22 protein-coding genes are annotated in these 26232 nt (G+C 74.1%); 11 read left to right on the top strand and 11 right to left on the bottom strand.

Annotated elements, in window-relative coordinates; all coding sequences use genetic code 11:
• Window positions 1–7: 7 nt before the first annotated feature.
• On the bottom strand, window positions 8–226 hold the full coding sequence (locus PT931_RS14560) for a hypothetical protein (protein ID WP_456246270.1): 219 nt from the start codon (window positions 224–226) through the stop codon (window positions 8–10).
• A 245-nt stretch (window positions 227–471) separates the two neighbouring features.
• Here PT931_RS14560 and PT931_RS14555 point away from each other — a divergent pair, with 245 nt between their 5' ends.
• A complete protein-coding gene (locus tag PT931_RS14555) occupies window positions 472–1092 on the top strand; it encodes a hypothetical protein (RefSeq protein WP_456246269.1) in 621 nt (206 codons plus the stop codon).
• A gap of 37 nt (window positions 1093–1129) precedes the next feature.
• Window positions 1130–2044 carry a transporter substrate-binding domain-containing protein gene (locus PT931_RS14550; RefSeq protein ID WP_456246268.1) on the top strand — a complete coding sequence of 305 codons (915 nt, stop codon included), beginning with the start codon at window positions 1130–1132 and terminating at the stop codon, window positions 2042–2044.
• 119 nt (window positions 2045–2163) lie between these two features.
• On the opposite strand, the gene PT931_RS14545 is transcribed toward PT931_RS14550, so the two are convergent.
• Window positions 2164–3642: an ATP-dependent DNA ligase gene (locus PT931_RS14545; protein ID WP_456246267.1), complete on the bottom strand. Its 1479-nt coding sequence runs from the start codon at window positions 3640–3642 to the stop codon at window positions 2164–2166.
• A 190-nt stretch (window positions 3643–3832) separates the two neighbouring features.
• Window positions 3833–6547 carry a LuxR C-terminal-related transcriptional regulator gene (locus PT931_RS14540; protein ID WP_456246266.1) on the bottom strand — a complete coding sequence of 905 codons (2715 nt, stop codon included), beginning with the start codon at window positions 6545–6547 and terminating at the stop codon, window positions 3833–3835.
• Between the two features lie 115 nt (window positions 6548–6662).
• On the opposite strand from PT931_RS14540, the gene PT931_RS14535 reads away from it, so the two are divergent.
• On the top strand, window positions 6663–7403 hold the full coding sequence (locus tag PT931_RS14535; protein ID WP_456246265.1) for a hypothetical protein: 741 nt from the start codon (window positions 6663–6665) through the stop codon (window positions 7401–7403).
• A gap of 88 nt (window positions 7404–7491) precedes the next feature.
• Complete coding sequence (locus tag PT931_RS14530) at window positions 7492–9084, top strand: serine/threonine-protein kinase (RefSeq protein ID WP_456246264.1); 1593 nt, start codon at window positions 7492–7494, stop codon at window positions 9082–9084.
• A gap of 97 nt (window positions 9085–9181) precedes the next feature.
• On the opposite strand, the gene PT931_RS14525 is transcribed toward PT931_RS14530, so the two are convergent.
• Complete coding sequence (locus tag PT931_RS14525) at window positions 9182–9541, bottom strand: hypothetical protein (protein ID WP_456246263.1); 360 nt, start codon at window positions 9539–9541, stop codon at window positions 9182–9184.
• A gap of 339 nt (window positions 9542–9880) precedes the next feature.
• Between PT931_RS14525 and PT931_RS14520 the strand changes: the two genes are divergently transcribed.
• Entirely contained in the window at window positions 9881–10081 is a 201-nt protein-coding gene (locus PT931_RS14520; RefSeq protein WP_456246262.1) for a hypothetical protein, read from the top strand.
• Complete coding sequence (locus tag PT931_RS14515; RefSeq protein WP_456246261.1) at window positions 10072–13104, top strand: helix-turn-helix transcriptional regulator; 3033 nt, start codon at window positions 10072–10074, stop codon at window positions 13102–13104. The genes PT931_RS14520 and PT931_RS14515 overlap by 10 nt, the downstream gene beginning before the upstream one ends.
• Before the next feature lie 64 nt (window positions 13105–13168).
• Here the strand turns inward: PT931_RS14515 and PT931_RS14510 are convergent, their stop codons facing one another.
• Window positions 13169–13528 (bottom strand): DUF3224 domain-containing protein, encoded by a 360-nt coding sequence (locus PT931_RS14510; protein ID WP_456246260.1) that lies wholly within the window; start codon window positions 13526–13528, stop codon window positions 13169–13171.
• A 236-nt stretch (window positions 13529–13764) separates the two neighbouring features.
• Here PT931_RS14510 and PT931_RS14505 point away from each other — a divergent pair, with 236 nt between their 5' ends.
• On the top strand, window positions 13765–16077 hold the full coding sequence (locus PT931_RS14505) for an SdrD B-like domain-containing protein (protein WP_456246259.1): 2313 nt from the start codon (window positions 13765–13767) through the stop codon (window positions 16075–16077).
• A 114-nt stretch (window positions 16078–16191) separates the two neighbouring features.
• On the opposite strand, the gene PT931_RS14500 is transcribed toward PT931_RS14505, so the two are convergent.
• The gene (locus tag PT931_RS14500; protein ID WP_456246258.1) at window positions 16192–16716 is read right to left on the bottom strand and encodes a hypothetical protein; all 525 of its coding nucleotides are present in this window, start codon (window positions 16714–16716) and stop codon (window positions 16192–16194) included.
• A gap of 210 nt (window positions 16717–16926) precedes the next feature.
• Between PT931_RS14500 and PT931_RS14495 the strand changes: the two genes are divergently transcribed.
• Genes PT931_RS14495 through PT931_RS14480 form a run of 4 tightly spaced genes read left to right on the top strand, consistent with a single transcriptional unit; the run spans window position 16927 to window position 20799 of the window.
• Complete coding sequence (locus PT931_RS14495) at window positions 16927–17997, top strand: threonine ammonia-lyase (protein ID WP_456246257.1); 1071 nt, start codon at window positions 16927–16929, stop codon at window positions 17995–17997.
• Window positions 17994–19100, top strand: a complete 1107-nt coding sequence (locus PT931_RS14490; protein WP_456246256.1) for a D-alanine--D-alanine ligase family protein — start codon at window positions 17994–17996, stop codon at window positions 19098–19100. The genes PT931_RS14495 and PT931_RS14490 overlap by 4 nt, the downstream gene beginning before the upstream one ends.
• Window positions 19097–19735: a M15 family metallopeptidase gene (locus PT931_RS14485; protein WP_363724001.1), complete on the top strand. Its 639-nt coding sequence runs from the start codon at window positions 19097–19099 to the stop codon at window positions 19733–19735. Before PT931_RS14490 ends, PT931_RS14485 begins: the two co-directional genes overlap by 4 nt.
• Entirely contained in the window at window positions 19732–20799 is a 1068-nt protein-coding gene (locus tag PT931_RS14480; RefSeq protein WP_456246255.1) for an acyltransferase family protein, read from the top strand. Before PT931_RS14485 ends, PT931_RS14480 begins: the two co-directional genes overlap by 4 nt.
• Before the next feature lie 115 nt (window positions 20800–20914).
• Here PT931_RS14480 and PT931_RS14475 read toward each other — a convergent pair whose 3' ends face one another.
• The 5 genes from PT931_RS14475 to PT931_RS14455 are packed head-to-tail and all read right to left on the bottom strand — an operon-like array spanning window position 20915 to window position 26224.
• The gene (locus tag PT931_RS14475; RefSeq protein WP_456246254.1) at window positions 20915–21925 is read right to left on the bottom strand and encodes a LacI family DNA-binding transcriptional regulator; all 1011 of its coding nucleotides are present in this window, start codon (window positions 21923–21925) and stop codon (window positions 20915–20917) included.
• Window positions 21926–21928: 3 nt separating this feature from the next.
• Window positions 21929–23257: a GH1 family beta-glucosidase gene (locus tag PT931_RS14470; RefSeq protein ID WP_456246253.1), complete on the bottom strand. Its 1329-nt coding sequence runs from the start codon at window positions 23255–23257 to the stop codon at window positions 21929–21931.
• Window positions 23254–24060 (bottom strand): carbohydrate ABC transporter permease, encoded by an 807-nt coding sequence (locus PT931_RS14465; RefSeq protein WP_456246252.1) that lies wholly within the window; start codon window positions 24058–24060, stop codon window positions 23254–23256. Before PT931_RS14465 ends, PT931_RS14470 begins: the two co-directional genes overlap by 4 nt.
• A complete protein-coding gene (locus tag PT931_RS14460; RefSeq protein ID WP_456246251.1) occupies window positions 24057–24971 on the bottom strand; it encodes a carbohydrate ABC transporter permease in 915 nt (304 codons plus the stop codon). The genes PT931_RS14465 and PT931_RS14460 overlap by 4 nt, the downstream gene beginning before the upstream one ends.
• The gene (locus PT931_RS14455; protein WP_456246250.1) at window positions 24971–26224 is read right to left on the bottom strand and encodes an ABC transporter substrate-binding protein; all 1254 of its coding nucleotides are present in this window, start codon (window positions 26222–26224) and stop codon (window positions 24971–24973) included. The genes PT931_RS14460 and PT931_RS14455 overlap by 1 nt, the downstream gene beginning before the upstream one ends.
• Window positions 26225–26232: the final 8 nt, after the last annotated feature.

Genomic DNA, 26232 nt, shown 5'->3' with positions numbered 1-26232 from the left:
GAGAAAACTACTCGTCTCTCCGCGTCATGAAATGCAGGAGCGAGAGTAGGAGAAGTATGGCGGCCGCCAGCGCGCCGCCGCCGGCGAGCACCGCGCCGGGGACGCTCGGGCGTTCCAGCCACGTGAGCCAGCCGGCCGCCACGCCGACCAACGCGGAGGTCAACAGGATCAGTCCCAGCCAGAGGGCGCGTTGCTCCGGGCCGCCCGGGGTCTGCTGCATCGTCATGCCTCTCGATTCAGTTTTTGTGGTTGAGGGGGTGACGTCGGACGGCGGCTTTCATGACGTGGAAACGCGTCACCGGACGGCCGTGCCGCGTGAATGAACGCGGGATCCCGGATGTCGGGATCTCGACACAGTGATCCGGCTACTTGTGGGCTATTCCTTATGTGGGGCCGGTTCTCACCGCGGCCGTCGCGCACAGCCATCGGGGAAGGTCCATGGAATCGGGGAACGTCTCGCGGAACAGGAGAGTGCGCTGGTGGGTGGCCCCGGTCGTGGTGCTCATCGCGGTCACCACCGTGGTCATCGTGGTGCTGGGGGAGAACGCGGCGTCCCTGGTGGGCGCGCTCGGATTCGCGATCGCGGCCCTCGGACTCGTCGTGGCCCTGCTGGAACACCTCAACCGGCGGGACCCGGACACGGAGGGCCCGCCGCTGAGGTTCTGGCTCGTGTGCGCGGCGGGAGCCCTGGGCGTCATCGTGCTGGTGGCCGGCGTCTGGTGGGGCTACAACCGGTGGGCGGACGTCGACGTCGACCTGGGCGGGCCCTTCCTGGTCAGTGCCACCTCCACGCGTACCCTCGTCGCCCGCATCGACGAGGAACGCTGGCGGGGTGACCTGGAGTTCGGGGTGCTGATGACGTCCGACAACAAGACCGGGGACTGCGTGCAGCCGGCGATGCTGCGGATCACGGCGTCCGCCGACGCCCGGTGGCTGGTGGACCACGAGCGCACCGTGCGGACCGGCGGGCGGGTGTCGATCCCCATCCCGGAAGGTACCCGGGTGGTGAAGGTCTTCGTGGAGTATCTCGACCCGGCCAACCAGGGCTGCGAGGTCACCGCGACCCTGACCGACGGCACGCTGAGCCGCTGAAATCGGAACGCTGGACCCTTCGATGAGGGAGACGACGATGCGTCGTATGTGGGCGGTACTCGCGGTGGCCGCCGTGTTCCTGTCGGCCGCCTGTTCCACGGAGAAGGACCCGGAGGAGGACCCGGCGAAGTACCTGTCGGGCACCGTGCAGATCGGCGCCAACTCCGACCTGCCCGGGTGGAGCGACTACGTCAACGGGGTGTGGTCCGGGTTCGACATCTCGTTGGCGAACTGGCTCGGGCACAAGGTCGGGTTCACGCCGCAGTTCCTGCCGATGACCACGAACGAACGCATGATCAAGCTACGGGAGGCGAGCGCGCCCGGGGTCACCGCGCCGCCCATCAAGCTCGTGATCTCCAACTTCTCCATGACCGACGACCGGCGCAAGGAGATCGACTTCGCGGGGCCGTACTTCTCCACGTACCAGGGGCTCCTGACCCTGAGTAGCAGGCCGGTCAACGAACTCCGGGAGATCGAGGGCCGGGAGGTCTGCGTGAGCGCGGGGTCGACCAACCAGGACCGGATCGGCGGCTTCAAGGTCCTGCCGCTGCCGCAGAGCACCCTGAAACAGTGCATGGACGCCCTCTACGCCGGCAGCGTCGTGGCCGTCACCTCCGACGTCGCGGTGCTGAACGGGTTCGCGGCCCGGGACCCGAAGCGGCTGCGGGTGTCCCCGGTGCAGGTCGGCACCGAGCGCTACGGCATCGGGATGCCCAACAACCGGCCCAAGCTCTGCGCGTTCCTCAAGGCGAAGCTCACCGAGTTCGTGGACGAGGCGTGGGACCAGAAGTTCAAGGACTCACTGCCCGGGATCGCGCCGCTGGCGAGCAAACCCAACTCGCAGGGGCTCGACCCGTGCGAACAGCCCCGGCCCGTCGCCCAGGGGCCGGCGCCGTCCGCGACCACCCAGGTGGCGACCCTGACCACGTTGGCGCGCCGCCGACGCCGCTGACAGACCTCCGACGGGTACCCGGGGCGCACGGTGCCCGACGCGGCATCGGGAGCGGCCCGGTGCCGGAGACCTGGGTGCCTCGCCCGCCGGGGGTGCGGGCTTCCGGGGCCGTGCGGGTGTCACGGTGGGGACAGGGCCTGGACCGTGGCGATCGTGTCCGCGTCGGCCGGGGTCTTGTCCTCGCGGTAGCGCACGACCCGGGCGAACCGCAGGACGACGCCGCCCGGGTACCGGGTGCTGCGCTGCACCCCGTCGAACGCGATCTCCACCACCAGCTCCGGGCGGACGTGCACCACCCACTCGTCCTCGGCCGTGGCGAGGGCGCGGAGCCGGTCGGTCTGCCAGCGCAGTACCTCGTCGGTCATGCCCTTGAACGTCTTGCCCAGCATCACGAAACCGCCCGCGTCGGGGTCGCGCGCGCCCAGGTGCAGGTTGGACAGCCAGCCCTGGCGGCGGCCGTGGCCCCACTCGGCCGCCAGGACGACCAGGTCGAGGGTGTGCCGGGGCTTGACCTTCAGCCAGGAGGCGCCGCGCCGGCCCGCGTCGTAGCCCGCGGCCAGGTCCTTGACGACGACGCCCTCCTGGCCGGCGTCGAGGGCCGCGCGGAACGCCTCCGCCGCCCCCTCCGGGGTGTCCACGACGGTGCGGCCGACCCGGTGCGCGGCGGGGACCAGGGCGTCGAGTACCGCGAACCGGGTCGCCGCCGGCTCGTCGATCAGGTCCGCACCGTCGTGGTGCAGCACGTCGAAGAAGTACGGCCGGAGCACGCCGCCCTTGCGCACCGTGTCCTGGAACGGCAGCGGGCGGCCCGACCCGTCCAGCCCCAGGCCCTCGCCGTCGAGGATCACCGCGCGGGTCGGCAGGGCGCGCGCGGCGGCCACCACCTCCGGCACCTTGGCGGTCAGGTCGTCCAGGCTCCGGCTGAACACCGCGATCTCGTCGCCGTCCCGGTGCACCTGGATCCGGATCCCGTCGAGTTTCGGCTCCACGGCCGCCGGGCTGATCCTGGTCAGCGCGTCCGTGACGTCCGTGGCCGGGCTCGCCAGCATCGGGGCCAGCGGGCGGCCCACCGCGAGCCGGATCGCGCCCAGGTCGCCGTGCAGGGCCTCGGCGGCCACCGCGCGCAGGTCCCCGGCCAGCAGCAGCGCGCGGCGGATCTCGGCGACCGGCCGGCCGGCGGCCAGGGCCAGCGCGTCGGTGAGGACCCCGGTCAGCGCGCCCTGGCGGACCTCGCCCGTCAGCAGGCCGCGCAGGAACGCCTGCTCGTCGGCCGTCGCCCGGGCGAACAGCGCGCCGAGCGACTCGCGTTTCGCCGCTTGGGAACCGGCGCCGGACAGCTCACCGATGGACTGGAGCGCCGCGTCGACCTCCGCGACGGTCAGCGTGGGCACTTCGGCGGGCGGCGGCAGGTCGCGCAGGCTCGCCCAGCCCACCCCGATCTGGCGTTGGCGCAGCTCCCCGGCCAGGTACGCCGTCCCCGCCACCACCTCCGCCGGGCCCAGGGCGCGCAGCGCGTCGGCGAGCAGGGCGATCTTCTGCTTGCGCGCGGCGGTGACGGCCACGGCGGCGGACGTGCCCGCGAGCTGCGCGAACTCCATCCGCCCAGCCTACGACCGGATTCCCGGCGGCACAGCGGGTTGCGCGGTCCGCGTGGAGCCCGCCGAGGGGCGCGCGCTCCGGGCGGAGCCGGCCCGGCCGACGGAGCGGCAGGTCCGCGCTGACGGGGCGGACACTGGGGCCCTCGCGCGGGCGGGCGCTCCGTGCGTCCCGGTACCCGGAAAGAGGGTCTCAGGTTCTGTGCAGGGCCAGGAGTTCGATGCGCGAGCGGACGCCCAGTTTGCGGTAGATGTTCGCCAGGTGCGTCTCCACCGTGCGCTCCCCGATGAACAGCCGCTCCGCGATGTCCTTCGCCGACGCGCCCGCCACCGCCAGCTCCATGACCTCCTGCTCGCGCCGGGTCAGCCCCGGGGTGCGCACCTCCGGCACCCTCCACGGCGTGCCGTCGACCATCGTGCCCGCCAGCTCCAGCCAGCCGGCCGTCCGCCGGGGATCCGCCCCCGCCCGGGCCAGCACCAGGGCCACCGGCCCGGCCGAACTGACCGCCGGGCCGATCACGATCCAGCGGTGCGCGTGCGGGCTCAGGGCGCTCGTCAGGCGCTCGGCGGCGGCGGTGTGCCCGACGAGGGCGGCCACCTCCAGCAGCAGCACCGACGTCCACAGGCTGCCGCGTTCGTCCCCCAGGGCCGCCTCCAGCAGGGCCTCGGCGATCGCGGTCTCGCCCCGGTGCGCGGCGACCAGCGCGGAGGCGGCGGCCAGCCACGGCGGGCGGGGCGCCGGATGGTCCAGGTCGGCCAGCGCGGGGGCCAGGTCGGGCAGCCGGCCCTGGAGGGTGCGCAGCGTAGTGAGCTGCGCCAGGTGGCCCAGCGCGGCCGAGTGCGGGTCCGCGCCCCGGCCGACGGCCAGGGCCGCGCCGATCAACGGCTCCGCCCGCTCCAGGTCCCCCGACAACAGTGCGACGTGCGCCTCGGCCTGGGCCGCCCACCACAGACCCAGCGGGGTACGCAGCCGCAGCCGGGTCACCTCGTCCAGTTCCCGGCGGGCCGGGGCGACCGCGCCCAACTCGAGCTGGTGGTGCGCCACGGCCAGCCGGGCCCGGCACTCCGTCAACGGGTCTCCGGCCGCGCGCAGGGCCGCCGCCGCGTACCCGGGGCGCGGGTCCACCGCGTACAGCGCCAGCAGCGCCTCCGGGCCGTCCCCGGCCGACTCCGCCAGGCCGGCCGCCTCCGGGGTGCCGACCAGCTCGACGGCCAGCCGGGCGCGCAACGGTTCCGGGTCGGCCACCCCGCCGGCGAGGGCCTCGCGGAGCAGCGCCACCAGGGCCGGGTCGGGCGGGGGAGCGGTGTCGCCCAGGCCGGCGCGCGGGCCGTGGCTGAGCGCGATCCGGGCCAGCAGCTCCGGGTCGCCGGCCCGGCGGGCGTGCCGGGCGGCGGCGGCCAGCACGGCCCGGCCGTCCGCGAGGTCGCCCACCGCGAGCCGGGCCCGGCCCAGGGCCACGACCAGCCGGCCGAGCGCGGCGGCCGGCCAGTCCGCGCGGACCGCGAGCCGGACCGCCGACGCGAAGTGCCCGGCCGCCTCGTGCTGCCCGACGTCCTCGGCGGTCCCGGCCGCCACCGCGTACGAGATGGCCCGGTCCAGCCGGTCGTCCCCGCCGAGCACGGCCGCCGCGACCAGGTGGTGGGCCAGCTCCGCCGCGGTCGGGCCCCGCTCGCCCACGTCGGCGCTGAACGCGGTCAGGGCGTCGGCGGTCGCCTCGTGCAGGCGGGCCCGGTCCCGGGCGGGGAGCGACTCGTACAGGACCTCGCGGGTGACGGCGCGGTCGAAGGCGTAGACCTGGCCGGGGAGCGCGGTGAGCAGGCCGGCGGTGACGCCCTCGTCGAGGCCGGTGAGCAGGTCGGGCGGGCCGGCGGCGCCGGTCGGTGGCGCGGGGTCCGCCCAGATCGCGCCGGTGCGGCCCGAGGCGTCGGGGCGGCGGACGGTGCCGGGCTCGGCCCAGATCGCGCCCGTCTGGCCGGCCGCGTCGGGGCGGCGGACCGTGCCGGGGTCGGGCGTGGGCGCGCCAGCCCCGTGGGGAGTGCCGGGCCCGGGGGGTGCGCCGGGATCTGGCCTCGTGCCGGGCGCGCGGTCCGGGCGGGGGTGTCCGTGCGCGGCCCGGGCGAGGGCGACGCGTTCCAGGATGGCCAGGTCGAACTCCCGGCCGATCACGCTCGCCGTGGCCAGCACCGCCCGGGTCGCCGGACCCAGCGCGTCGATCCGGGCCGCCGCCGCCGCGCGGGCCTCCGCCGGCCACCGGATCGGCAACCGTTCCCCCCGGCCGTCGAGCTCGGCGGCGGTCAGGTGCGGCACGATCTCGGCGAGCAGGTGCGGGTTGCCCTCGGTGCGCCGGCGCAGCTCCGCCACGACCGGCGCGGGCACCGGCCGGTCCAGCAACTTCTCCAGGTACGCGCCCACGCCCGCCGCGTCCAGCCCGCGCAGCCGGATCCGCGCCACGGCCGGACCGGTCGCCGGCACGGGGCTGGACTCGCCCCGGTACGCGCCGATCACGCCCAGGGGGCGGGCCGGGGACAGGGCCGCGAGGTAGCCGAACAGGCTCACCGTCGCCGGGTCGGCGTGCTGGAGGTCGTCCACCACCACGAGGAGCGGCTCGTCGGCGGCCGCGAGGAGCTCCTCGGCGTAGCGGACCAGCACGGCGAAGCCCTCGCCCTCCGGGACCGGCCGGCCCAGGACCGTCAGCACGTACCGCCAGGGCCACAGCGGCGGGGCGTCCGCGCTCGGTACGCAGACGCCGCGTACGTACCGGATGCCGTCGTCCAGCTCCGCGAGCAGGCGGGTCTTGCCGATGCCGGGGTCGCCGCCCACCAGTACGCAGGAAAATTGTCCGTCTTTGACCGTCTGGACCCGGGCACGCAGCAGGGCGAGCTCCTGCTCCCTACCCACGAGTTCCACGGCGCCTCCCCAGGCTACGGATGTGCGGTCGCCCGGAAAGATCCGTACTCAACCGGATGTTCGGCGGACGCGTCCGCTCCCTAGGCTCGCTCAGCATAGAAGGAGGAGGCCGCACATGTCGCTCTACCGGGACCTGATCGCCCGCATGGCCATCGACGACGAATTCGCCGTCCATGCCCGGACGAACCCTGACGAGGTCGCACGGATCTACCGACTCGGCGTGGATGAGACCGAGAAGCTCCGCAAGCTGGTGGACGCCCGCACCGACGCCGGGCCGACCGCCCTCGGCGCGCGGCTGTCCAAGACCGGCTTCGGCGGCGCCTCGGTGTCCCTCATCCCGCACGGCCTGGACTGGAGCGCCGAGCTGGGTTCCGTCCACCAGCCGCTGGTCAAGGTCACGCCGCCGTCCGTGGGGCACCTCGATCCGCACCTGCCGTTCGGCACGCCGACCGCGCCGCCGCTGGACCCGCACCTGCCGTTCGGGACCCCGACCGTGCCGCCGGTCGACCCGAACCTCCCGCTCGCGGCCGATCCCGGAGTTCCGCCGGTGGATCCGCCGGTTCCGCCGGCCGCCGGCGGCACCCCGTCGCCGACGTACCCGCCGACCGTGACATACCCGGACGTACCGGTACAGGCCGACGTGGTCACGCCGGGCCCGGGCGCGCCCACCGACTACGAGGTCGTCCCCGTCGAACCGTCGGCCGGCGTCTCCGGCGGCGCCCAGAGCCTGCTGCCCACCGCCTCGGCGGACGACAGCCTGACCACCGGGATCCTGTACGGAGCCGCGGGTGTCGCGGCCGGCGGCGTCATCGGCGGCGGGGCGGCCAGCCTGATCCGCCTGCCCCGGAAGGACTGAAATTGCGCGCCGCCGGGTTTCGAGGAAGAATCCCGCCGACGCCATCGACCACCGTTGCCCATCGACCGCCGTGGACGGAGTACGAGCCATGACCGAGACCTGGACGGTGCAGGGGTACACCGAGGTGCGTGAACTGGGCCGCGGCGGGGCGGGCCGGGTCGTGCTCGCCACCCACGACGTGTCCGGGGTGCGGGTGGCCATCAAGTACCTGGCCCCCGAGCTGTGCCGGCAGCGGGACTTCCTGCTCGGGTTCCGGGGCGAGGCGCGGCTGCTCGCCGAACTGCGGGCCCCCAACGTCGTCCGGCTGTTCGAGTACGTCGAGACCGACCACTCCGCCGCGATCGTGATGGAGCTCGTCGACGGCATCGCCCTGCGCGCCCTGCTCAAGGAGCACGGCGCGACCGGCCCCGAGGCGGCGCTGTACGTCCTGAAGGGATCGCTCCTCGGGCTCGCCGCCGCGCACGCCGCCGGGGTCGTGCACCGCGACTACAAGCCCGAGAACGTCCTCATCGACGCCGACGGCAACAGCAAGCTCGCCGACTTCGGCATCTCCGCGCGGACCGGCACCACCGGGCAGGCCGCCGGCACCCCGTCCTACATGGCCCCCGAGCAGTGGAAGGGCAAGCCGGCCAGCCCGCGGACCGACATCTACGCGGCGACCGCGACGTTCTTCGAGTGCGTGGTGGGCCGCAAGCCGTACGTGGCCGACATCCAGGCCGCCATGCAGCTCCAGCACGAACAGGCCCCGATCCCCGCCGACGACGCCCCCGAGCCCGTCCGCGAACTGATCCGCCGGGGCATGGCCAAGGACCCCCTGGAGCGCCCCGCCGACGCCGCCGCGTTCGTGGCCGAACTCGACCAGATCGCCACCGCCGGGTACGGGCCCGGCTGGGAGGAGAAGGGGCGCAACAAGCTCGCCGAACGCGCGGCCCTGCTCGCCCTGCTCTTCCCGCTCGCCGGCCCCGAGGCCAACAGCAGCGCCGTCGGCACCACGGTGCTCGGCAAGACGATCGTCGGCGGGCCCAAGCGGGCCTGGTTCGCGGCCGGGGCCATCGTGCTGCTGATCGTGGTCGGCGGCGGGGCGACCGGGTACGCCCTGTCGGCGGGGGAGACCACCACCCTGCCGCTCGGCTCCAGCGAGACCGTCGTGAGCGCGTCGCCGAGCGCGCCGGGCGACCCGAGCGCGAGCCCCGACCCGAGCCCGTCGGCCACGCCCTCGGTGTCGGCCACGCCCGGGGCGACCCCCGACCCGACGGCGCCCCCGACGGCCGAGCCGAACCCGCCGACCCTGACCGGGAACCCGAACAAGCCCCCGACGACCAAGCCGCCGACGAAGACCGCGCCCCCGACCACCATGCCGCCCACCACGACGACCCCGAACGTGTCGGCCGTCGTGTGGAACTGCTCCGGGGCGAGCGTGACCATCCGGGGCACGATGGCGGCCTCGGACCCCCGGCCGGTGTCGGTCACCTACACGGTGCAGGTCCTCAACGGTCGGTCGTGGACCACGACCGGCAGCACGACGTTGAACCGCAGCGGCAGCACCAAGTACGACATCGGGGTGCCGAGCCTGCCGTTCAAGTGGCCGAACGCCCAGACGAACGTGCGACTCCTGGTCTCCACCAGCACCGGGGCGACCGCCGGACCGTTCACCAAGGACTGCACGATCATCATCGGCTGACCCGCCGGCTCCGGGCCCCGGCCACCGCCCCGCTGGAGGGCGGCGGTCCGGGGCCTGTCCGTGTCCCGGCGGCGTCCCCGCACGCCACCGCCCCAGCTCAGCCGCAGTTGGCCGTGACCTGTCGCCCCCGTATCCCGGTTCCCACCCGGTACGTGGTCAGCGCGGTGCCGTTGCACACGTACGACGCCCAGCCGTACCCCGTGCTCACGGCGGACCAGGTGCCGGTGGCCGGGTCCTTGCGGTCGATGGTGATCCAGAGCAGGTACTCCTCGCCCGGCCCGTACGGGCACGCCACGTCGCCTGAGCCCTCGATGGCGCCGTTGTAGTAGTAGACGTCGAAGATGGCGATGCAGTTCGGGGCGGCCTGGGCGGGGGCCGCCGCCGCGACGGTGAGCCCGGTGACGGCGGTGGCCAGGGCCGCGGCGGCGACGCCGACCCGGTGGCGGAGTTTCGACATGGGTGTTCCTCTCCGGAGGGGATGTGTCGGACGGAGTCAAGCCCGGCGGGCGGGCCCCGGACAACGCCCGCGGGCGTGGCCGGGTGCCGGCGGCGGGTAACCGGGTGCCGTCCGACGGCGGCGTCGCAGGTGAGGACAACCGAAGTCCGATGTGGATGGAGAAATTCGGACATGGCCGGGCGGCGGTCGGAATCTGGGTGCGCCGCCCCCATGACAGGGGGCGGTCGGGCCACCAGGCTCTCGGTAACCGGGTGAGAGACCCGGGGCCACGGACCCGTGCCCGACCTGGGCCGGGAACCCGGGTGCGACCCGGGCCACGCAGTGAACCGAGGAGGCCGGATGACCGTCGAGGAACTGGTGCGGAGCTGGAAGGACCCCGACCATCGGACCGGTACCGGACACCCGGCCGGGGAGATCGTGGTGGCCCGTTCCGACGATCCCGACTACCCGCCGTTGAGCACCTGCCCCGGGGTCGGCCTCTGCACCGTGACCGGCCCCTGGATGGCGCTGCCGCTCGCCGCAGACCCCGAGTGCGACTGACCTCACCGGTACTGGTCGGCAGGGACCCCGAACTGGCCGTCCTCACGGCCGCCCTCGGCCACGTCGCGTCCACCGGTACCGGCGCGGCCGTCGTGGTGCTCGGGGACGCGGGCATCGGCAAGACCCGGCTGGTCGGTGAGGTCTGCCGGCGGACCGACCTGCCCGTCCTGCGTGGCCGGGCCGGCTCGCCGGTGCTGTCCGTGGCCTACCGGCCGCTCGCCGAGGCGCTGGTGTCCGCCTTCCCCGCCGGCCCGCCGCCCGACGACCCGGCACTGGACGGGTTCCGCCCCGTGCTCGGCCGGATGGTGCCCCGGTGGTGCCACCCGGGCGACCCGGGCCGCGCGGACTCCGCCCTCGTGGTCGCGGAGGCGGTGCTGCGGGTGCTCGCCGTGGTCGGCCGGCCCCGGGGCTGCGTGCTGGTGCTGGAGGATCTGCACGACGCGGACCCCGAGACGCTGGGGGCCGTGGAGTACCTGATGGACAACCTGGACCGCCATCCGGTACTGCTGCTCGCCACGGCCCGCGACCTGCGGGGACCCGCCCTGGACCTGTTCGCCGCCGCGCACCGCCGCCGGGTCGCCGACCTGGTCGAACTCGGCCCGCTCAGCCCCGGGCAGGTCGCGGTCCTCGCCACGCGCTGCCTGGGGACCGCCCCGTCGGCCACGGTCCTGGAGCGGCTGCGCCGGGACGGTGAGGGCAACCCGTTCGTCGTGGAGGAACTCCTCGCCGGGATGGCCGCCCCGGTGGCGCCGGGGATCGCGGGGCCGCGCCGGATGTCGGGGCTCGCGGGGGCGCCCGGGCCGCCGGGCCCGCGCGGCCGGGAAGCGAACGGCGAGCCGCTGCACCGGGTGCCGGTCCCGGTGAGCCGGGCCGTCGCGGACCGGGTCGGGGCCGGCGGGGCCGACCTGCGCGACGCCCTGCGGATCGCCGCGCTGCTGGGCCGGCAGTTCCCCGCCGCGGTGCTGGCCGACGCGGCGGACCGGGACGGGGCCGAGGTGGACCGGCTGTTGCGCGCGGCCCGCGACGCCGGACTCGTCACGCCCGACCCGACCACCCCGGGCTGGTACCGGTTCCGGCACGCGCTCACCGGGGAGGCGCTGCTCGCGGACCTGCCGCCGTCCGCCCTCGCCCCCCTCGCGGCGCGGGTCGCCGCGGCCGTGGCGCGCGCCGAACCGGGCCTGCCCGGCGAGTGGTGCGAACGCGTCGCCGCCCTGCGCGAACGGGCCGGTGACCCCCGGGGAGCCGCCGACCTGCTGGCCACGGCCGGCCGACGGGCCCTCGACCTGGGCCGGGCGCGGGCCGCCGTCACGCTGCTGGAACGCGCCGCCGACCTGCGCGGGGACCACCCGCCGGACCTGCTGGAGCCGCTGCTGCGGGCGCTGCGGGCGGCGGGCCGGCCAGAGGGGGCGCTGGCGTTCGCGGACGCCGTGCACGGGCTGGTCGCGCCGCCGGTGGTCCTCGCGGGCCTGCACCTGCGGCTGGCGGAGGCGTCGGTGGCGACGGGCCGGTGGGCGGACGGCAGGGACCGGATCGCCACCGTCCGCGCGCTGCTCACTGCCGATCCGGACGGTGCCACTCCCGATCCGCCCGCCGGAACCGGGACCGGCACCGCGTCGAACGCCGACCCTGCCGCCGCCGGGTCGGACGTGGACCTCGCCCCCGCCGCGTCACGTGCCGACCTCGCCGCCGTGGACGTTCTGGAGTCGCTCGTGCTCACCGAGACCCCCGACGCGCCGCCCGGCCGTGCCGAGCACCTCGCCCGGCGCGCCGCCGCCACCGCCCGTGCGGCCGGGCTGCCGGAACTCGCCTGCCGGGCGGGGGAGGTGCTCGGTCTGGCCGCCCGGAGCAGGTCGTTCGCCGAGTCCGACGCGGAGTTCGGGTTGGTGCTGCGGACGGCGGAGGAGCACGGCCTGGGTGGGTGGCGGCTGGACGCGCTCGCGTACCTGGGCACGAACGACATGCTGCGCGACGGGGAGTACGGCCACCTGGACGCCGCGCGCGCCGCCGCCGTCGAGCTCGGGGTTCCGGGCACCCAGTGCGCCGTGGACAGCCTGCGCGCGATGCTGGCGGTGCTGCGGGGCGAGCACGACCGGCTCGCCGAGCTGTTCGGTCCGTGCCGGGAGCTGACAGGCCGGCTCGGGTACCGCCAGCTCGGCCGGTACTTGACCCTCGCGTCGGCCGTGCACGCGGGACACCGGGGCCGCCGGCCCGAGATGGACGGGCACGTCGCCGCGCTCGCCGAGGAGGGCGGCGCGGACACCCACTACCTGCCGATCGCCTGGGGCCTGGGCGGGGCGGTGTGCGCGCTGCTGGAGGAGGACCGGCCCCGGGCCCGCGCCGACCTGGCCCGCGCGCGTGAGCACGAGCGGGCGGCGGGCTCCCCGTACGGCCTGTCCGGCGGGTACGGCCTCGACCTGCTGCTCGGCGTCCTCGACGGCGACCGGGACCTGTCCGACGTGGACGCGGTCCTCGCCGATCCCCGGTCCGGCTACCGGTGGAACCGCCAGTTCGTGGCCGCCGCCGAGGGCGTGCTGCACGGCCGCGCCGGCCGGCCCGGGGCGGCCACCCGGGCGATGGGACGGTCCCGACGGGCCGCCGAGGTGTTCCCGCTGGCCGGGCACCTGGTGCTCCGGCTGGTCGCGGAGGCGGCCTACGCGGCGGACTGGGGCGACCCGCAGGCCTGGACCCGCCAGGCCGAACAGTACTTCCACGACTCCGGCCAGCGGGCCGTGGCCGCCGCGTGCCGGGGGCTGCTGCGCGGGGCGGGTACGCCGGTCGGCCGGCGGCGCGCGGGCTGGGAGGCGGTCCCCCCGGCACTGCGGGACCGGGGCGTCACGGTCCGCGAGTACGAGGTGCTCGGGCTGCTCGCCACCGGGCTGGGCAACCGCGACATCGGCCGGGGGCTGTTCCTGTCGCCGCGAACCGTGGAGAAGCACGTCTCGGCGATGCTGGCGAAACTCGGCTGCGCGGACCGGGGGGCGCTCGCCCGGTACGCCACGGGTCGGGGTTTCGTCCGGGGCTGACCCTGGTGGTCGGCTCCGGCCGTGTCCGGGTGCCCGGGGCGCACCATGCGGCTACCTGGTGGGATCAGGGCTCCAGGTCGTAGGTCAGGGTGAACTCGTGGCCCGGCAGGATCCGCCCCGTGCCGGAGATGCCGGTCAGCTCGCCCGTGCCCGAACCCGGCGCGATCACCCATTCCGCGAGCCCGCCGCTCTCGTGGTGCGTCGCCGAGTGCAGCAGCACGAAGCTGCCGGCCCGGCCGTGCAGCGTGCCCTCGATCCGCTCGATCCCGACGTAGATCGAGGGGCCGCCGTCGTCCAGGCCGAGCATGACCGCCTCGACCGCGCTGGTGCCGGCCAGGTCGCCGGTGAACGTCTTGTCCCAGTGCGTGCGGCTCATCTGGCCGCCCTCCCACGGGACCGTCCCCGCGTCCTGTGAACCCGCCACGAATGTGCTGTGCGCGACCTGACCCACTGCCCGACCCCCTCGTTCGACCGACTTCCGCCGACCCTAACCACCACCCCCGACACTTTCCGGGCCTCCGGGCGACCGGGCGCGACGGAGTGGCCCGCCCCGCTTCACCAACGGTGCCGGGCGGCCGGGTGTGAGCGTGTCCCGTACCCGATGAGGGTCTGGAATGTAACTTAGGTCTGTTTTGGTCCTGCTCCGGGAGGGGGCGGCAGTTGCCGGGTACGCGGGGACACAGGGCGCGGGTCGCGGCGGGCGTCGCGCTCGTCGTCGGGCTGCTCGCCGGCACCACCCCCGCCCGGGCCGACACCGGCGACGGCCAGGTCACCGTCACCGTGGTCCGCGACGTCAACTCCGACGGCAGCCACACCCCCGCGCTGGAGCCCGGCGAGCCGGGCCTGCTGGTCCGGCTCACCGACGACGCCGGGGCCACCCGGGACGCGACCACCGACGCGGGCGGGGTGGCCACCCTGGACCCGGCGGAGGGCGGGCTGTCCGGCGGCCGGTACCGCGTGGAGGTCGTCGTGCCCACCACCAGGTCCCATCTGCGGCCCGCCCCGGTCGGCGGCCCCGACCCGACCCTGTCGGCGCTGGTCAGCTTCGTGGACGTGCGCGGCGGGAGGAACGCCACGGTGCTGACCGGGGTGCACGACCCGGCCGACTACTGCCACGCGACCCCCGAACTGGCCACCCCGTGCGCGCGGCAGGGCGCGGCGGCCACCCCGGACAGCCGGGCACTGGTGTCCTGGCCCCTCGACCAGCCCGGCGCGGCCCCGGCCCCGGGGACATCGGGCGCCACCGTCGAGGCCGTGACCTCCCAGATCGGCGCGACCTACGGCCTGGCCTACCAGCGCGACCGCGACCGCCTCTTCGTCGGCGCCCTCACCAAACGCATGACCCCCTACGGCCCGGCCGGCCCCGGCGGCATCTACCTGATCGACCGGGCCACGAGGACCGTGACCACCTTCGCGACCGTCCCCGACGCGGGCGCCGCCGCGCACGCCGCCGACCTGGACCGCGACAGCCTCGCGGTCAACAACGCCGTCGGCAAGGAGGGGCTCGGCGACCTGGACCTGTCCGCCGACGGCCGGACCCTGTACGCCGTCGGCCTGCGGGCCCGCGCCCTCTACCTCTACGACGCGACCGGCACCACGGCCGGCGCTCCCCAGCGGACGGTCCCGATCCCCGACCCGGGCTGCCCGACCGGCCCGGCCGACTGGCGGCCGTACGGGCTCGGCTACCACGACGGCGCGATGTACGTGGGCGGCGTCTGCGCCGCCGAGGGCAGCCAGCGGCGCGAGGACCTGCGCGCGTACGTGCTCCGGCTCGACGGCGCGGCGTTCACCACGGTCGTCGCGCACAACCTGGAGCACCGCCGGGGCGGCCGCGACGGGTACTGGCGGCCGTGGCAGCCGACGTACGAGCCGTACAACAGCGCGGACGGCAGGTTCGACGACCCGGACGTACCCAAGAGAGGGTGGTTCCGGGAGGCCAACCGCCCGCAGCCGATCCTGTCGGACCTGGTCTTCGACCGGGACGGCTCGATCGTGCTCGGCTTCCGCGACCGGCTCGGCGACCAGGCGGGCCTCGACGCGCCCGGCCCGGTCGGCGCGGTCGACACGGGCCGGCGCTCGCTCGACGCGGCGATGGGCGACATCACCCGGGTCTGCCGGACCGGCGACGGCTACGTGTGGGACGGCGACGGCCTGACCTGCCCCAGCCACGTCGGCGGCGTGCGCGGCGGCCCCCCGCAGCCGGGCGTCCAGGAGTACTACCCGGGCGACTACACCGACGACACGCACGCCGAGGGCGCGATGGGCGGGCTGGCGTTCGCGCCCCGGTTCACCGGCACCGCCTCGACGATGGTGGCCCCGGTGGGCGTCCGCAGGTTCGACAACAAGACGGGCGAGGGCGGCCAGGACTTCCCGGTCGACGGCGGGCGGGGCTCCTTCGGGCGGGCCAACGGGCTCGGCGACCTCGAACTGCTCTGCGACCCGCCGCCGGTGCAGGTCGGCAGCCGGGTGTGGTTCGACCGGGACCGCGACGGCCGCCAGGACCCGTCCGAGGAACCGCTGCCCGCGGCGACGGTGACGCTGCTCGACGCGGCAGGGAAGAAGCTCGCGTCGACGACGACGAACTCCCGGGGCGAGTACCTGTTCGCGGTCGGTCCGGGCGCCGAGTACCAGCTGACGTTCGACGTGACCACGGCCGACACCTCGGCCCTCCCGGGCAGGCCGGCCCCCGGGACCCTGCTGGCGACCAGGGCCGGCCCGGAGCCCCCCGGCCGGTCGGTGCGCCTGACCACGGGGGCGGCGGGACACAACGACCACACCCTCGACGCGGGGTACGACGTCCCGCCCGGTCCCTCCGGCACCCCGGCCGCGGTGGGCGCGCCGCACCGGAGGTCGGACGCGCTGGCCGGCACGGGGACGACGTGGATCCTCGGCGGGCTGGCCGCCGGGCTGGCGTTCCTCGGGGTGGGGGCCGGCATGTTCGTGGCGGCCCGCCGCCGGATGCGCCTCGACTGACCGGCGGGTCCCGGGGCCGGGCCGCCGGGGCCGGGCCGCTAGAAACAGTCGTCGCCCGCTCCGGCGCCGGCCGGGCGGATGCGTCGCGGCGGCGTGGCCGCCGCGACCCTCGTACTAGTTCGCGCCGAACGGGTCCAGCCCGCGCGGGCCGGCCTCGGTGTAGTGCACCGTGTCGTACGTGCCGTCGAAGTTCGTGTCGGTGACCGTCACGTCGGCGACCCCGTCGAAGTTGGTGTCCGCCGCCGCGTAGTCGGCGTTGCCGTCGAAGTCGGTGTCCAGGATGACCTGGTCGACCATGCCGTCGCCGTTGGTGTCCAGGTAGATCGCGTCCGCCTGGCCGTCGCCGTCGCGGTCCACCATCAGCGAGTCGACCCGGCCGTCGTGGTCGGTGTCCGCGTACACCGCGTCGATCTGACCGTCACCGTCGGTGTCCACCGAGGCCGTGTCGAGCGTGGTCCCGTCGCCGTGCTCGGAGGTGTAGACCACCTCGGAGAGGCCATCGTCGTTGGCGTCGACGGCGACCGAGTCCGCGTACCCGTCGTGGTCGGTGTCCGTGATCGTCTCGTGGCCGCCACCAGCGTGGTCGACGACGACCACCTCGGCCGGCTCGTCCGTGCTCCAGTCGTCCATCTCTGCCATCTCTGCTCCCTCTCGCGTCTGCGCACACCATAGGAGATGCCGGCCAGCGGTCTGATCCCCGCTTCGTGCCAACGCGCCGTGGTCACTCTCCGTGTGTTGTTACCGGTTCATGACACGGCGGGGACGGGGCGGGCATATTGGCCCGGCAGTGTGGCCTCACCAGCCGGTTCAGGACGGGGAGGGCACATCGCGGTGACTACGGCGACAAGCATGATAACTCTGAGTGGTCGGGATGTCCTGGCCGCCGGGGCGTGGCTCGCGGGGCGGGTCGTGCGGACACCGGTGGTCCGGTCGGCCGCCCTCGACGCGCTCGCCGGGGCCCGGCTGTGGCTGAAGGCCGAGAACCTGCAGCGCGGCGGCTCGTACAAGTACCGGGGGGCGACCCTGGCCGTGGGGCGGATCGCCGACGAGGGCCGGCACACCGGGGTGATCGCGCAGAGCACCGGGAACCACGCCGTGGCCGTCGCGCTCGCCGCCCGCGAACGCGGCCTGCGCGCCGTCGCCGTCCTGCCCGTCGACGCCTCCCCGGCGAAGATCGCCCTGGTGCACGCCGCCGGGGCCGACGTGATGCTCGCCGGCCACACCCTCGCCGACCGGCTGGAGGTGGTCGAACGGCTCCGGGTCTCCACCGGGCACGCCGTCCTCGACGCGTACGACCACCCGGACGTGATCTGCGGCCAGGGCACCGCCACCCTCGAACTCCTCGACGAGGTCCGCACCCGGGGCGCGCGCCTCGACGCCGTGGTCCTGCCGGTCGGCGGCGCGGGCGGCCTCGCCGGGGCCTGCCTGGCCGCCGAGGGCCACGACCTCGCCGTGTACGGGGTCGAGCCGGTCGGCAACGACTCCCTCGCCCGGAGCCTGGTCAGCGGCAACCGGGTCACCGTGGTCCCCGAACCGACCCTCGCCGACGGGCTGCGGCCCGCGCAGGTCGGCCGGCTGCCCTTCCGGCTCGTCCGGGACGTGGTGTCCGCCGTGGTCCGGGTGGACGACGCGGCCATCGCGCACGCCGTGCGGCTCGCGCTGTACGAGGCGAAGCTGCTGGTCGAGCCGTCGGCCGCCGCCGCGCTCGCCGGGGCGCTCCAGCTCGCGGCGGCCGGCGGGCTCGGCGACATCGGCGTGGTCCTCACCGGCGGCAACATCGACCCGGGCACCCTCGCCGGGATCCTGACGACAGCGGACCCGACCGCACCCGGCCACCCGGCCGGCACCAGCACCGGCCACCGGGCCGGCACCCACCCCGGCCACCCGGCCGGCACCTACTCCCAGGAGGCCACCGTATGACCGGCGACGCGCGGATCAGGGTCGGGGTGCTCTTCGGCGGCCCCTCGGCCGAGCACGCGGTGTCCTGCTCCTCGGCCCTGGCGGTCGTGCGGGCGCTGCCCCGGGACCGGTACGCGCCGGTCGTGGTCGGGGTGACGCGGGAGGGCGACTTCCGGCTCGTACCCGAAGACGTGGTGGAGGGGTTGATGACCCCGCCCGCCGGCGTGCGCGCGATCGACGACCACCTGGAGGTCGTCGGCCCCCTGGTCGAGCTGCGGCCCGGCCGGCCGGGCGTCGCCGTGCTCGCCGACGGGGACCCGGTCGCGCACCTCGACGTCGTGTTCCCGCTGCTGCACGGCCCGTTCGGCGAGGACGGCGTGCTCCAGGGCCTGCTGGAGTTCCTCGGCGTGCCCTACGTCGGCGGCGGCATCGCGGCCTCGGCGGTCGGCATGGACAAGGTGGCGATGAAGCGCGCGTTCCTCGCCGAGGACGTGCCCGTCACCCCGCACGTGTGGGTCGACGAGGTCCGCTGGCGGGGGATGGCCGACCCGTTGTCGCTGGCCGACGGCCTGGAGTACCCGCTGTTCGTGAAGCCGGCCAACATGGGCTCCTCGATCGGCATCAGCCGGGTGGTCGAACCCTCCGACCTGGTCGCGGCCGTGGACAAGGCCCTCGAATACGACCCCGTGGTGGTCGTCGAGCAGGGCGTCACCGGCCGGGAGATCGAGTGCGGGGTGCTCGGCGGCTTCGAGCCCGAGGCGTCCTGCGTCGGCGAGGTCACCGTCAGCGGCGGCTGGTTCGACTACGACCAGAAGTACCTGGGCACCCTCGACCCGATGATCGTGCCCGCCGTGCTGCCCCCGCACGTGGAGGCCCGGACCCGGGAACTGTCCGTGGCGGCGTTCCGCGCGGTCGGCGGCTGGGGCCTGGCCCGGGTCGACTTCCTCTACGACGAGGCCGCCGACACGCTCTACGTCAACGAACTCAACACGATGCCCGGGTTCACGGCGCACTCGATGTACCCGAAGGTGTGGCAGGCCTCCGGGGTGTCCTACCAGGACCTGCTGGACCGGCTGATCGCCCTCGCGTTCGAGCGGCACGCCCGCAAGCGGGGCATGTCGTGATCCTGCTGTCCGACCCCCGGGTCGCGGCCGTCCCGCTCCGCGACAACGGCGAGGCCCTCGTCGACCTGCGCGAGGTCCCCGACCTGCTGGTCGACCCCCGGCTCGCCGACCCCGCCGGCGCCTACGCCCACCTGCGGGAGAACGCCGTCGACCGCCTGCTCGCCGCGCAACGCGCCCTGCCCGACGGCCTGCGGCTGCTCGTCGTCGAGGGCTACCGGCCGCTGGGCCTGCAGAAGACCTATTTCGACGGGTACCGCGACGAGCTGCGCCTCAGCTATCCCGACTGGGACCCGGCGCGGCTGCACGTGGAGGCCAGCAAGTACGTGTCCCCGCCCGAGGTGGCCCCGCACAGCACCGGCGGCACGGTCGACCTGACCCTGTGCACCGCCGAGGGCGTCGAGCTGGACATGGGCACCCTGGTCAACGACAGCCCGCTGGCCAGCGGGGACGCGTGCTTCACCGGGTCGGCCGTGTCCGCCGCCGCCCGGGGGAACCGCGACGTGCTCGGGACGGTGCTCGGCGCGGCCGGGTTCGTGAACTACCCGACGGAGTGGTGGCACTGGTCGTTCGGGGACCGGTACTGGGCGCTGAGCACCCGGGCCGCCGCGACCCGGTACGGGCCCGTCGAACTGTGACGGCGGGCGCCGCTCCCGAGCGTCGGCGGCTGCACGAGCTGGACCTGCTCCGGATCGGCGCCGCCGTCGCCGTCGTCGTCTTCCACTACACGTTCTCCGGCTGGATGCAGGGCCTGAGCCCGGCGCGCTTCCCCGGCCTCGGCGAGGTGACGCGCTACGGGTACCTCGGCGTCGACCTGTTCTTCGTGATCAGCGGCTTCGTGGTGCTGCTCAGCGCGTGGGGCCGCACGGCGCGCGGGTTCGCCGTGTCCCGGGTGGTCCGGCTCTACCCGGCCTTCTGGGTCGCGGTCACCCTCACGGCGCTCGTGTCGGTGCTGTCGGGCAGGTTCCGGGTGGGCCCCGGCCAGTACCTGGCGAACCTCACCATGCTCAACCCGGCCGTCGACATCGCCAACATCGACGTCGTGTACTGGACCCTGTGGGCCGAGCTCCGCTTCTACCTGCTCGTGTTCGTCCTCGTCCTGATCGGCCTGACCCGCCGCCGGGTCCTCCTCGCGCTGTGGGCCTGGCTCGCGGTCACCCTGGGCACCCAGCTCGGCCTGCTGCCCGGGTTCGTGGACCTGCTCGGCCAGTCCACGTTCGCGCACTACTTCATCGCGGGCATGGCCCTCGGCCTCGTCTACCGCTCCGGCCCGACCTGGGAACTGGGCGCGATCCTCGCCCTGTGCTGGGGCAACGCCCTCTACCGGGGCGTGGGGTTCGCGGCGGGCGTGGGGGACCGGTACGCGACCGCGTTCTCGCCGGTGGTCGTGTGCGTCGTGATCACGGCCGTGTTCGCGGTGATGCTGCTGGTGGCCCTGCGCCGGACGGCGACGCTCGGCCGGCCCTGGATGGCACACGCCGGCTCCCTGACCTACCCGCTGTACCTGGTGCACGCCCACGTCGGTTTCGTGGTTCTGGCCTGGCTCGGCCCGCACGTGAACAGGTACGCGCTGGTCGCGGGGCTGACGGCCGCGATGGGGCTGCTCGCCTGGGGCATCCACATCGGCGTGGAACGCCCACTGGCGCCCCGGTTGAAGGCGCGGCTCGACAAGGCGGCCCGGGTGCCGGCCCGGACGGGGTGAGGCCCCTTGCCCGTGCGGCCCACGCTGGCACCACCGCCCGCCCGGCGAGCCGCCGTCCGTCGGGCGACAGCGCACCGGGCCGCCGGCCGCGCGGACGCGTACCCGTCGAGGGTTGCTATGCCGACTGGCGGATCACCAGTTCCGTCGGGAGCACGATCGCCGGCTCCGCCGCCTCCCCGGCCGCCAACCGCAGCACCTGCCGGGCCATCTCCCGCCCGATGTCCACGATCGGCTGCCGCACCGTCGTCAACGGCGGATCGGTGTACCGGGCCAGCTCGATGTCGTCGAACCCGACCACGGCCACGTCCTCCGGCACCCGCCGGCCGGCCGCCCGCAACGTGCCCAGCGCGCCGTGCGCCATCAGGTCCGAGGCCACGAACACGGCGTCCAGCGCGGGATCGTCGTCGAGGAGCTGACGCATGGCCACCGCCCCCGACTCGCGGGTGAAGTCCCCGACCGCGACGATGGACCGGCTGGGGGAGTCCCGCAGCGCGCCCCGGTAGCCGGCGAGCCGGTCGATGCCCGCGACCATGTCCTGCGGGCCGGCGATGGTGGCGATCCGGGTCCGGCCCAGGGCCAGCAGGTGGTGCACGGCCGCCGTCACGCCGCCGATGTGGTCCACGTCGACGTAGGGCACGGTGGCCGGGCCGAGCGGACGACCGCTGCACACCACGGGGATGCCCATCCGGGCCAGCTTGCCGGGCAGCGGGTCCGAGCCGTGCATCGACGCGAACAGCACCCCGTCCACGTGCCGGGCCGCCGCGTACCGCTCGACGCGGTCGTGGCTGGCCGGCGAACCCGCGAGCATCAGGACGAGCTGCTTGTCGGCGGCCTCCAGCTCCTGGCTGACCCCCCGGATGACGCTCGGGAAGAACTGGTCGTCGGAGAACACCCGGGTCGCGGCCTCCGGCAGGACCAGCGCGATCGAGTCGGTGCGCTGGGTGACGAGGCTGCGGGCGGCCAGGTTCGGCACGTAGCCGAGGTCGCCGATCGCCCGGTTCACCGCCTCGCGGATGGACTCGGCGACCGAGGTCGAGCCGTTCACCACCCGCGAGACGGTCGCCCGCGACACGCCGGCCCGCGCCGCCACCTGCTCCAGCGTGGGCCGCCCCCGTGACGCGTTCATTCCTCAGCCCTCCAGGCCGTTCCGGCGGATCACGTCGCGGTACCAGAGGGCACTGTCCTTCGGTTCCCGGCGTTGCGTGTCGTAGTCGACGTGCACGATCCCGAACCGCTTACGGTAGCCCTCGGCCCACTCGAAGTTGTCCAGGAGTGACCATACGAGATAGCCGCGCAGATCCACTCCCCGGGCGATGGCCTCGTGGGCCGCGCGCAGGTGCCCGTCGAGGTAGGAGATCCGGTCCGCGTCGGCCGTGCCCGCCGCGAACGCCCCGCCGTTCTCCGTGATCATCAGGGGGGTGCCCGGGTAGTCGCGCGCGATCCGTTCCAGCAGCCGGGTCAGGCCGGCCGGCTCGATCTGCCAGCCCATGTCGGTCACCGGGCCCGCCGCCGGCAGGAACTCGATGTCCCGGGTGCCCGGGTAGGCCTCGCCGCCGCCGGTCGCGCCGGGCCGGGCCCGCACGTACAGCGGCATGTAGTAGTTGACGCCCAGCAGGTCGATCGGCTCGGAGATCACCTTCAGGTCGGTGTCGCGGATGTGCGCGGCGACCAGATCCAGGACATCCGACGGGTACTCGCCGCGCAGCACCGGGTCGAGGAAGATCCGGTTCTGCAACCCGTCGACCAGGCGCGCGGCGGCCACGTCACCCGGGTCGTCCGGGTCGACCGGGGACACCGAGGCCGGGTTGAGCGTCAGTCCGATGGTGCGCGCCCCGGCCGCCCGCAGCGCCCGGGTGGCCAGCCCGTGCGCGAGCAGGAGGTGGTGCACCGCCGCGAACGCCTTGCCCGGGTCGCGCTGCCCCGGGGCGTGCACGCCGTTGCCGTAGCCGAGGTACGCCGAGCACCACGGCTCGTTCAGGGTGGTCCAGGTCGGCACCCGGTCACCGAGCCGGTCGTGGACGGCCGCGGCGTAGTCGGCGAAGCGTTCGGCGGTGTCCCGGGCCGTCCAGCCGCCGGTGTCCTCCAGCGGCTGGGGGAGGTCCCAGTGGTACAGGGTCACGATCGGTTCGATGCCGGTCTCGATCAGCCGGTCGACGAGCCGGTCGTAGAAGTCCAGGCCGCGCGGGTTCAGCCCCCGGCCGTCGGGCGCGACCCGGGCCCAGGACACCGAGAACCGGTACGCCGGCAGGCCCAGGTCGGCCATCAGCGCCACGTCCTCGGCGTAACGGTGGAAGTGGTCGCACGCCACGTCCCCCGTGTCGCCGCCGGCCACCCTGCCGGGCGTGTGACTGAACGTGTCCCAGATGGACGGTCCCCTGCCGTCCGCCGCGACCGCGCCCTCGATCTGGTAGGCGGCCGTGGCGGCCCCCCACACGAAACCCTCCGGGAAAGTGATCATCCCTTAACCGCCCCCTGCATGATTCCTCCGATGATCTGTTTGCCGAGCAGGCCGAACACGACGAGCAGCGGCAGGGTGGCCAGCACCGTGCCGGTGAGGGACAACGCGTAGTCGGTGACGTAGCCGCTGCGCAGCTGCGACAGCGTGACCTGCACCGTGTGGTTCTCCGGCGAGGACAGCACGACCAGCGGCCAGAAGTAGTCGTTCCACGCGGCCAGGAACGTGAGCATGCCGAGGACGGACGCGGCCGGCCGGGCGACCGGCAGCACCACGTGCCAGAACAGCCGCTGGGTGGAGCAGCCGTCCATCCGGCCCGCCTCCAGCAGCTCCTTCGGCAGCGCCTCCGAGAGATACTGGGTCATGAAGAACACCCCGAAGGCGTTGACCAGCGCGGGGACCACGACCGCCTGGAGCGAGTCCGTCCACTCGATCTTCGCCATCAGGATGTACAGCGGGATGATGCCCAACTGGGTGGGCACCATCATCGTGCCCACGATGAACACCAGGAACGCGGTGCGCCCCCGGAACCTCAACCGGGCGAAGGCGAACCCGGCGAGGGTGGAGAACAGCACCACCGACACCGTGATCGACAGCGACACGAGCACCGAGTTGAGCATCGCCGTCCCGAACGGCACGGTCTCGAACACCCGGCGGACGTTGTCCAGCAGGTGCGCGCCGGGCAGCAGCCGCGCGCTGCTCAGCGCCGAGGTGTCCGAGGACGCGACGACGACGCTGAAGTACAGCGGGAAGGCCGAGAAGAACACCACGGCCGTCAGGCTCAGGTAGACCAGTCTGCGCGTCACGAGCTGCTCCTGATCCTGCGGACGAACAGGTAGTTGAGCCCGGCGCCCAGCACGATCACGGCGAACATGACCCAGGCGGTCGCCGAGGCGTACCCGAACTGGAAGCCCTTCGTGAACGCGTGCTCGTAGAGGTAGAGGGACAGCGTCTGGAACTGCCGGTCCGTGCCCCCGGTGATCCCGTTCGGCCCGCCGCCCCCGAACAGCTGCGGCTGGGCGAAGACCTGCAACCCGTAGATCGTGGACACCACGACCGTGAAGATGATCGTCGGCCGGATCATCGGGATCGTGATCCGGGTCAGCTGTTGCAGGCCGGTGGCCCCGTCCAGCGTCGCCGACTCGTAGAGCTCCCGGGGCACGGCCTTCATCGCCGCCAGGTAGATCAGCGAGTTGTAGCCGGTCCACTGCCAGACGATCATGGTGGCGATGGCGACGTGCGAACTGGCCGTGCCGTTCTGCCAGTCGATCCGGCCCGCCCCGAGGGACTCCAGGATGCCGTTGATCAGCCCGAAGTCCCTCCCGAACAGTTGCGAGAAGATGACCGCCACCGCGACCACCGAGGTGACGTTCGGCAGCAGCAGCCCGAGCCGGAAGAATGTCCGGCCCCGCAGCGGCCGGTTGAGCAGGTGCGCCAGGACCAGCGCGAACAGCAGTTGCGGGACGGTGGACAGCACCAGGATCGAGAGCGTGTTGCCGAGCGCGTTCCAGAAGTACGGGTCGCCGAACAGTTCCCGGTAGTTGCCCAGCCCGACGAACGGGTGCTCCTCGGACAGCAGCGTCCAGTCGTGCAGGGACACCCAGGCCGTGTAGAGCAGCGGGAACAGCCCGAAGGCCCCGAAGAGCAGGAAGAACGGGGCGATGTACAGGTACGGCGAGGCCTTCAGGTCCCAGCGGTACAGGCGGTCGGGGGCCATTACTTCAGCTTGGCCACGTCGGACAGTACCTGCTTCCAGGCGTCGTCGGCCTTCTGCTGACCGTTCTCGATCCGCCCGAGCCCGGAGCCGATCGTGGTGAACACGTCACCGGTGCGCGGCCCCATGTACTGCGGCTTCACGGCCTTCGCCGAGTCGGAGAAGATCTGCCCGATCGGCGCGTTGTTGAAGAAGTCCTTCTTGAACCCGGTGATCTCGGGGCTGCTGTACAGCTCCGGGGTCGACGGGAAGTTGCCGGTCGCCTTGAACACCTTGGCCTGCTGGGCGGGCGCGGTGAGCCACGAGATCAGCTCGTACGCCTCCTTGGCGTGCTTGCCCTGCTTCGGCAGCGTCAGGTGCGTGCCGCCCATGCTGCCCGCCCCGCCGGGGACCGCCGCCACGTCCCACTTGCCGGACGCGTTCTTGGCGTTGGTCTGGATGTAGGAGGTCATCCACGCGGGGCACACGATCGTGGCGAACGAGCCCTTCTCGAAGGCCGCCGTCCACTCCGGGGTCCACGCGGTCAGCTTCGCCGACATGCCCGCGTTGATGGCGTCCACCGAGGTGTCCCACGCGGCGCGCACCCCGGGGTTGGAGTCCACGACCAGGTTGTTCTGCTTGTCGTAGACGCCCTGCGAGCCCTGCTCGACCATGGCCCGGAACATGTTGCCGGAGCTCTCGAAGAACGCCGACTCGGGCTTCTTCGCCTTGTACTCCTTGCCGACCTTCACGTAGTCCGCCCAGGTGGGCCAGAGCTTGGACACCGCGTCGCGGTCGGTGGGCAGCCCGGCCGCCGCGAACAGGTCGTTGCGGTAGCACATGGCCATGCCGCCCACGTCGGTGCCGAGCCCGACCAGGGACTTCCCGTCACCGGACAGGCCCTGCTGCCACTTCCACGGCAGGAACCTGCCCTCCAGGTTCCCCGCGCCCCGGTCGAGCAGGTTGTGGAACTTCTGCGGCTGCGCGGTGAACTGGCTGATGTAGCCCACCTCGATCGCCTCGATGTCCGCCGCGCCGGTGTTCGTGGCCAGGTGCGCGGTGACGTTCTGGTGGTGGGCGGCGAACTCGGAGACCCGCTCCTCGATCTGGATGTTCGGGTGGGTGGCCTTGTACTCCTCGTACAACGGCTTGAAGCCGAAGTCGCCGAAGAGCCCGATGGTGAGCTTGACCTTCTCGGCTTTCTCGTCGCTGCTGCCGCACGCGGCGGCGGAGGCGAGCAGGCAGATCGCGAGGAGCGGGGCGAGGACGCGACGCATGATGACCT

The organism is Longispora urticae, assembly GCF_053902585.1.
Note: the sequence above shows the minus strand (reverse complement) of the source record. Positions and strands in the feature narration are given on the sequence as shown.